Source organism: Streptomyces sp. ActVer, assembly GCF_027270795.1.
Classification (GTDB): Bacteria; Actinomycetota; Actinomycetes; order Streptomycetales; family Streptomycetaceae; genus Streptomyces; species Streptomyces umbrinus_A.
Map to the genome: position 1 here is coordinate 1 of NZ_JAPWHT010000479.1, position 7,636 is coordinate 7,636.

At 66.3% G+C, this 7,636-nt stretch carries 10 protein-coding genes; 8 read left to right on the forward strand and 2 right to left on the reverse strand.

Features of this window, described 5'->3' with window-relative positions:
- The 7 genes from O3Q52_RS44610 to O3Q52_RS44640 all read left to right on the forward strand — a co-directional run.
- Nucleotides 1–548, forward strand: a 548-nt coding sequence (locus O3Q52_RS44610) for a hypothetical protein (protein WP_269654233.1), incomplete at its 5' end; no start/stop codon positions are given.
- Nucleotides 536–1,573, forward strand: a complete 1,038-nt coding sequence (locus O3Q52_RS44615; protein ID WP_269654234.1) for a hypothetical protein — start codon at nucleotides 536–538, stop codon at nucleotides 1,571–1,573. The genes O3Q52_RS44610 and O3Q52_RS44615, both read left to right, overlap by 13 nt.
- Before the next feature lie 126 nt (nucleotides 1,574–1,699).
- Complete coding sequence (locus O3Q52_RS44620; protein WP_269654235.1) at nucleotides 1,700–2,017, forward strand: hypothetical protein; 318 nt, start codon at nucleotides 1,700–1,702, stop codon at nucleotides 2,015–2,017.
- Entirely contained in the window at nucleotides 2,014–3,366 is a 1,353-nt protein-coding gene (locus O3Q52_RS44625; protein ID WP_269654236.1) for a hypothetical protein, read from the forward strand. Before O3Q52_RS44620 ends, O3Q52_RS44625 begins: the two co-directional genes overlap by 4 nt.
- Before the next feature lie 116 nt (nucleotides 3,367–3,482).
- Entirely contained in the window at nucleotides 3,483–4,094 is a 612-nt protein-coding gene (locus tag O3Q52_RS44630) for a hypothetical protein (protein ID WP_269654237.1), read from the forward strand.
- A gap of 211 nt (nucleotides 4,095–4,305) precedes the next feature.
- Nucleotides 4,306–4,812: a hypothetical protein gene (locus O3Q52_RS44635; protein ID WP_269654238.1), complete on the forward strand. Its 507-nt coding sequence runs from the start codon at nucleotides 4,306–4,308 to the stop codon at nucleotides 4,810–4,812.
- Between the two features lie 564 nt (nucleotides 4,813–5,376).
- The gene (locus tag O3Q52_RS44640; protein ID WP_269654239.1) at nucleotides 5,377–5,535 is read left to right on the forward strand and encodes a hypothetical protein; all 159 of its coding nucleotides are present in this window, start codon (nucleotides 5,377–5,379) and stop codon (nucleotides 5,533–5,535) included.
- A gap of 121 nt (nucleotides 5,536–5,656) precedes the next feature.
- Here O3Q52_RS44640 and O3Q52_RS44645 read toward each other — a convergent pair whose 3' ends face one another.
- Both O3Q52_RS44645 and O3Q52_RS44650 read right to left on the reverse strand, forming a co-directional pair.
- Nucleotides 5,657–5,851, reverse strand: coding sequence for a DUF397 domain-containing protein (locus O3Q52_RS44645; RefSeq protein WP_269654240.1), 195 nt, complete (start codon nucleotides 5,849–5,851; stop codon nucleotides 5,657–5,659).
- 9 nt (nucleotides 5,852–5,860) lie between these two features.
- The gene (locus tag O3Q52_RS44650; RefSeq protein WP_269654241.1) at nucleotides 5,861–6,712 is read right to left on the reverse strand and encodes a helix-turn-helix transcriptional regulator; all 852 of its coding nucleotides are present in this window, start codon (nucleotides 6,710–6,712) and stop codon (nucleotides 5,861–5,863) included.
- A gap of 232 nt (nucleotides 6,713–6,944) precedes the next feature.
- On the opposite strand from O3Q52_RS44650, the gene O3Q52_RS44655 reads away from it, so the two are divergent.
- Nucleotides 6,945–7,406: an ATP-binding protein gene (locus O3Q52_RS44655; protein WP_269654242.1), complete on the forward strand. Its 462-nt coding sequence runs from the start codon at nucleotides 6,945–6,947 to the stop codon at nucleotides 7,404–7,406.
- The last annotated feature ends 230 nt before the right edge of the window (nucleotides 7,407–7,636 follow it).

Sequence of the window (7,636 nt, forward strand, 5' to 3'; positions counted from 1 at the left end):
TCGCGGGCGCCGACACGGGAGCGGACAAGTCGGCTTCGCCTAGCGCTTCTGCTTCTGTGGCGGCGGGGCGGCCGAAGGTCGAGCTGCCTTCGGATCTGACGATGACCTTCGAAGGAGGCAAGACGGGTGACGCGGTCAAGGACGCAGTGCTCGCGGACAGCGCCGAGCGTATGCGCTCGGTCAACGCCGCCATCGCGGGTACCGATCCCAAGAGCGAGGCGCTGAGCTTCTACAACACCGGCCGGGCGCTCGAAGCGGCGGTGACCTGGGTTGGGAAATTCAAGGACGCCAAGCTCGGCATCATGGGCAAGGTTCGGTACTACAGCCGGACCGTGACGCTCGACGGCAGCAAGGCCGCGGCGGCCCTTTTCTGCGCTGATGAAAGCAAGGGGTATGCCAAGGACCTCAAGACGGGCAAGGCCAAGGTCACCACGCCGTCCAACGAGGACTTCATCCTCTACAACACGCGGCTGGAGAAGAACAGCGACGGCGTGTGGCAGACCACGCGCATCGTGTCGACTGCGGGAGCGAGGCAATGCCTGAAGTGAAGCGAAAGGTACTCGGCGGCTTCGTCCTAACGCTGCTGTTGACGACTTTGGGGACCCCGAGCGCGTGGGCCAAAATCACGCCCGACGGCAGCCGGGAGACTGATACGGACGTCTCGGCGGACGTCAATGGCGACAAGCTCACGTCCACTGCTGGAGCCGTTGTCTTCGACCGCTCGAAGAACGGCTCCGGCCAGTCTGCCGGTCCGGTCACCTCCACCGCGTCCAACTGGACTCCACCAGCCTGCTATTACGCCCCCAAGTACTCCCCGGCCCAGCTGAAGAAGTACCTGGAGCCGATCTGGGAGGCGGGCTCGACGGGGTACGAGTGGGACGCGGAGCAGCGTAAGAAGTTCGAGGGTGGTGACCCGTACAAGGACTTCAACAAGGACAAGGCCGGCGAGGGCTATTTCTGGGCCTCCTACGTCACGGAGGGCAGGGAAGGCGATCCCGGTGCGCTCGACTGCACCAGGGACTACTTCTGGGTGGACACGGGCGACCCGCCGCCGCCCGAGATCCCGCAGGCGATCACCCCCGAGATGCTGGCCCAGCTCGCCTACGCGGAGATCCGCGTGCCCTCGACGAAGGTCGAACTCGCTCCGGAGGGCACCACGAAGGTGAACCTGCCGACGTGGGCGTGGCTGGACGCGGCGGATTTCAAGCCGGTCTCGGTGACGGCATCCGTCCCGCTGCTGGGCGTCCAGGCGACGACCACAGCCGAACCGGTCTCCCTGAAGATCGAACCGGGCACGGCTGACGCGACGACCTACCCCGCCTCCGGTGTGTGCGAACTCAACGGCGACCAGATCGGCGAGGCCTTCGCGAAGGGCAAGTCCGACGAGACCCCACCGTGCGGCGTGCGGTACCTGCGCTCCTCGGGCGACGACTCCTACAAGCTCCAGGCGACGGTCACGTGGAAGATCCACTGGACGGGCACCGGCGTGAACGGTGACCAGCCTCTGCCCGACGGCGAGTTCGGGGCGGACCAGGACGTGATCGTCCAGGAGATCCAGGCCGTCAACCGCTGACCGAGTTGCCGGGTTCGGCCAGCTGGCCAACCGCTCTCCGAGGAGCAGTTGGCCGAGCGCCGTGAAGAACGGATAGCGTGATTCCGCTCTCAGGAACGGTGGGCGAACGGGGAGAGGTAGCGGGGCGTGGCGGAGCGGTTGGCGGTCGACGGCGATGAGCTCGGGCGCTTCATGAAGATGCTGAACAAGTCGACGGACTCACTCAAGGGTGTCCGCAAGGCATTGTCGGAAGCGACCATCACGGGGCTGGGAACCGACGACCTCGACACCGCGTGCGAGGACTTCCAGGAGGACTGGAAGTACGGCTCGGAGGAGATCGGCAAGCAGACCGAGGACCTTGCCGGGATCATCGAGCAGAGCCGGGACAGTTACCGCGAGGTCGACAAGGCGCTCGAAGAGGCGTTGAAGAAGGCCGGCAACGGCGGGGGCGGCGGTAGGAAGTGACAGTCACCCCCGGCATCGAGCCGTCGCCCTTTCCTCACTCTGAGGCCGCCAAGAACGGCCCCCTTCCGCAAGGGCTGAAGTCCTCCCCGAGGATCGCGAATCCCGATTACCCGAATCTGGGGTTCAACCCGGTGCCGGGCAGCACCGACACGGTGAGCGGCCTGCACAAGAAGCTCGCCGACTGCGCGAAGGTCCTCACAGACACGCGTGACCTGGTCGCCAAGCTGATGGACGGCAGCTACTGGAAGGGCGACGCGGCCGTCGCCTTCCGGGAGCAGCTCGACGGTGGCCCGCTGCCGCTGAACCTGAAGAACGCCGCGCGTTCAATCGGCAAGGCCGCCAAGCAACTGAGCCTCTGGGAAGGCGAGCTCGACGACTTCCAGCGCCGTGCCAAGCGTCTGGACGAGGAGGCGAAGGACGCGCGCGCCGTGGTCGACACCGCCAAGGGCAAGGCGACCACCGCGAGCGACGACCCGGCGCTGAACAAGAAGAAGGGCGCCGCGCACGAGGACGCGGAGAGGGCCCTGACCCAGGCGAACACGGCCGTCGACGAGGCGGAAGCCGACCTTGAGAAGATTCTTGGCCGGGCTCGAAAACTCGCCGAGGAGCACGAGAACCAAGCCGCGTACCGGGCGGGCAAGATCCGCGATGCGACGAAGAAGCTTGCGCCGCATGAGCCGGGGTTCTTCGACAGCGCTGTTGACTGGATCGCCGAGAACCTGCCGGACATCCTCAGCTGGACGGCGGCCGTGCTCGGCATCGTTGCGCTGTTCGTACTCTCGGGTGGGACTGCGGCTGCGGTTTTGCTGCTGATGGCGGCGACGTTGAGCGCGGGAGCGTTTGCGGCACGGTTGTCTAAGCCGGAAGTACGTGCCTCCTTGTGGGACGGCGTGAGCAAGGGGGAGCTCGACGCGGACTTCTGGAGCAACGGGATCGGACTGGCAGCCGATGGGCTGGGGATGCTTCCGGGAGTGGGAGCAGTATTGAAGGGGGCGCCAGCCGCTTTCCGCGGAGTCGGAGCGGCGGGCGAGGCGCTCACCGTTGGTCAGAGGGCCGCCGCTGCCGGGAGTAAAACCATGGAGACTGCTAAAGCGCTCACTGACTTGAGGAATCCATTGACGGAATGGGTGGTAACTAAGGCGCCTCGGCTGACCACGGGGGTGAGGGCTGCGGAGACGGCCGCGCCTTGGGCTGGTCTGGCCACGGCGACCTACGGTCTGTCGGCGAGCATGGTCGACACGCTACAGAGTGATACGGCGGCGAACGTCGGTACCACGGTGGATGGGATCTTTCTGGGGCCGATCGATGCTGCCGAAACCGTTGATTTGGTCCGTCGAGTTTTCCAATGAGCGCCGAGCTGGCAGCGTAAACAAATCTGAACCGGAGAAGGCAACTTCGCATGCACCTTACCAACCAACCCAGGGCCTGGGATCATCAGCCATCTCGCATGGCTTGGATGAGACACATGGCGATGAACGTCGTTGGTCTCCTCGGCTGGTCCGGGAGTTGGGTCGCGCTGCTCGGCATCTCGACGTACACGCCGAACTGGGTCGTGTGGATTTTCATGCCCTACTTCATTTACGGGTTCTACCGGTTCTTCAATCAGCTCACCTACTTCCCCTGGGCCCTCCGCATGCGCAGCATCCTGCGCGAATATCCCTGGCAGATTCTCGAAGGCGTACCCAGCGGCCTGGGCAAGTATCCCGGAGCCCGGGATGATGGGATCTGGTTCGAGTTTCGTGATCCGGCGGACCTGGATGAGAAAATCCCGTTGGTGTTCATCAAGCATCAGCGGTCGTACTGGTGGCTGAAGCGAATGGATGGTCCCCGCACCAAGCCCGGGCGAAGGGTGCAGATCGAGCCTCTCTGGTTCGCCGGAGACCCTCGCTTCCTCGGCGTGATCGCCGCACCGGGCCGAGGAGGCAAGGCACCGAAGCGCCTCCATGTCCTCTACCAACGTCCCGTCTTCGACAGCCGTTGTGCGCCCCAGACCTGGGGCGCCGATGTCGCTGATATCGAGCGCGCCCAACGTGCCGGGGCTCGGTACCTCAACAACGCTCCGCAGCCCCACGCATAGCGACGAGCAGACACGAGTCATGACGACGACACCCCCACCTCACTTCCTTCTCGACCCCAGCGTCAATGCACCGGGAGAGGGCATCTGGTTCGCCACCCCGCCAGGGTTCACAGATCTTCCTCTAGAAGCGCTTCTAGCGCCGCCCGACTCCCGTGAGGCGGAGAGGTCTCGCGAGGCACTGGCACCCTTCCTGGCTTCCGCTCCGGACGAGGTGACCCGCCAGCGATTCATCGCCCAACTGGCCACCGTGCAGCGGATGTTTCACACCCTGTGTTCAGAAGGCACCGTCCACTGCTCCCTGGGCTTGCACCGCGATGACACGGGCGACGACAACGGAGGCGTGCTGCTGTCCCTGTTCACCATCACCTGGGTGGGCACGGCTCGGGCGCCGCGTGGAGTCACGGCCGCCCGGGCAGTGGCGTCGGCCGAGGGCCACACGCATATCGAGTACGCCGAGCTCCCCTGCGGCCCGGCCACGTTCAGCGAGACGGTGCGTACCGCATCCGGCGAATCGGGTCTGCCGCAGGAGCCACTGCTTCAGCACCACGCTCACCTTCCGCACCCGGACGGTGCGGACCTGGCGCTGCTCACCCTCAGCACAACGGCCGTGGCCCACCGCGAGTACTACCGGGGGATCCTCCGCCACATCGCGACCCTGGTCAGCTTCGACGATCCGCTCTCGCCCGCATCCGAGCAGGAAGAGCGCCGACGACCGTGACATCACCACCACTGCCCCGGGGCTCGCAGCCCGCCATCAAGCACCCGCCCACCCGCTGTGCGATGCGCAGGCGCTTTCTTCGGCAGGCGACGCTCATCTTGGTGGTGTGGCCGTCGCTCATCCTGATCCCCCCGCTTTCCGGGGACAAGAGTCTCGTACCGCTGTGGGGCATGGTCCTGTGCACCGGCGTGCCGGTTCTTCTCCCGCTGAACATCTGGGCCGCCGTCTCCGCCGGCAAGGCCTACAACACGCTCAGCACTCACTCTTGGCGACTCGTGGAGTGTGAAGTCGTGCAGGTCAGTTCGCATGGATGGCCTCTTAGGGGCTTCGGGGAGCAGTCGCAGGGCCGCGAGGTCAGAGCGCAGGCCGTTCTGCGGATCAACGGCTTGGTGGTGACGGCCACGCCGTTCAAGCGCTACGTCGACGTCCGGCTTGGCCAGCTGTGGTGCGCGGGAGATCCACGTGGCCGAGCTGTTGCTTCGGAACCGGGTGGGAGTCGCCCTTTCCGACTCGCCCGATACAAGGGCCGTCTCCCGGCTGCGGAGGTCAAGGGGAAGTGAATGCATGCCGACAGACGACCGCCACGCGGACCGCGCCGACTGCCATGTCGTCGGCGCGGACATGACGAACACCACCAGGGAAGCCATCGAGGTTCGCTCCGCTGACGCCGAAGCGATTGCCGACGTGCTTGCCGCCGCCGGGGCGCCGATGGTGTCCGCGTAAGTGTCTGGGCGGATGGAAGCGGAAGACCGCGCCCCCATGGAGCGGTGGTTGGACATGAGGGTCTCGGCTGCGCTGTGTGTGGGTGCCTCAGCGAGGTTGAGTGGCGTCGAGCACTGCTTGATCAGGCACGAGGGGTTTCTGGCAGCGTCTTCAGGCTGCGTATGAGCCCCCGGAGCCGGTTGAGGTCTGTTGTCAGAATGACGTCGGGTTCGTCGCTTTCGCAGAGATGGACCGTTTCCGCGGAAGTGGCCGCCACGTACACACAGTTGGCCGCTTCGGCGCTGTACGACGACTTCTGCCAAGTGAGTTCGGGCATGGAGGCTCCTCAGAGGTCTTGTGCGATGCGCTGGATGAGGTCTCGGGACTTCGGCTCAGGTAGGGCTCGCGATTCCATGCGGTCCAGCACCGAGCGGTAGCGCTCCAACTGCGCCTCCGCGTCGAGGAATTCGCAGCCGTGGTCGGTGTCCAGGACGACGGTGTCGAGCCCAGGCACGGGGCCGATGGCGCAGGTGAGGGGCTGGCCAGATGCAGGGAATCCCGCTTCCCCGAAAGGGATCACCAGGAGGGTGATCGTAGGCTGCTCGCTCATCTCCAGCAGATAGCCGAGTTGCGCTCGGCCGATCTCGGGTCCGCCGAAGCCCATGCGCAGCGCCGCCTCGTGCACGATGGCCGTGTATGGGGTCGCGATTCCTTCGAAGAGAACGGCTTGGCGCTTCACGCGGTGCGAGACGCGGTGCTCGATCTCGTACGACCGTAGCGATGGAACCGCTTCGCGCATCACCGCGCGGGCATGCTCCGCGGTCTGCAGCAGACCGGGCATGTGGATCGTGACGGCCACCCGGAGTGTGGTGGCGTGGTATTCCAGCTCGGCCAGGTCCAGCAAGTTGGAGGGGAGCACGTCGCGGTACTCCTCCCACCAGCCGCGGGTCCGTCGGCCAGTCATGGTGGCGATGGCGTCGACGAGCTGTTCGTCCGCGCAATCGTACGAGCGTGCCAGGGCGCGGACGCGGTCGGCGCTGAGGGAGCTGCGGCCGGTCTCGATCATGCTGACGCGTCCCTGGTTGACGCCTAGCAGCGTGGCGGCGCCGGTGACTGTCAGCCCAGCCCGCTCGCGGAGTTTGCGGAGTTCGGCGCCCATTCGCCGCTGGCGCAGAGTCGGAGCGTTGGTGGGCGGCAAGACGCCTCCTTCCGGCCGCGTCGCGGCGCTCGGGTACCCCACACGAGGTAATCGCTGATGGATATCGCAGGTTTGGGAGATGTATCTCCCGAGTCGCGCTAGCTTAAGACCGTACCGCCAACTGCCCGCGCCCCCAAGCCGGAAGCGCACCCGTCCAGGCATTGCCACCGCCGGGCGCCGCCGTTGAGCGAGCCCAAGTTCTCTTCCTCTTCCCTTCCTCCCGGAGGCGTTCATGGTCACCGTAGCCCCGCCCGATACCTGGACGTACGCCCTTCGCCTGCCCCATGACCCCCGTGCCGCACGCGTCGCACGTATGACCGTGCGGGCCGCGTTGAGCGGGCATGGCATGGCCGAAGTCCTCGATGCGGTCGAGCTGTTGACGTCCGAGTTGGTCACCAATGCGTACCGGCACGCGAGAGGGCCGGCTTCCCTGCGGCTGACCGCGTTGGGGGACGGGCGGTTGCGGGTGGGGGTGTGGGACAGCAGTCCGCACATTCCGGCGCCGTTCGACAAGCCTCCCGGCGAACGGGTCCCGCCCGCCCCGGCGGGTGCGGAAGGAGGGCGCGGGCTGTTCCTCGTGCAGCAGTGCGCGAGTTCGTGGGGCGGCTGGCCGCTCGGTGGCGATCTGCTCGGGCGCGGTGCCGGGAAGCTGCTGTGGTTCGAGGTCGGAGGACTGGGATGTCGCAGTTGGTAGCCGCGCGATGACGGCTCACCTTCCGTGGAGTCCCGTGGCCCGCCCGTGGAGGGGCCACAGCCGTACCCCAGGTCCTCCACGACCCTGGATAGGCTGCCCCCGAATGACGATCACAGGCTGGCAATCGACGTAATTCGCTCTGGTGTCGGTCTCGCCCCCTCGGTAGCGTGGCTGCGCTCATGACCCCCTCGCCCCACCGGGAGCCGTCCGTGAACCGCCGCCCCACCCTG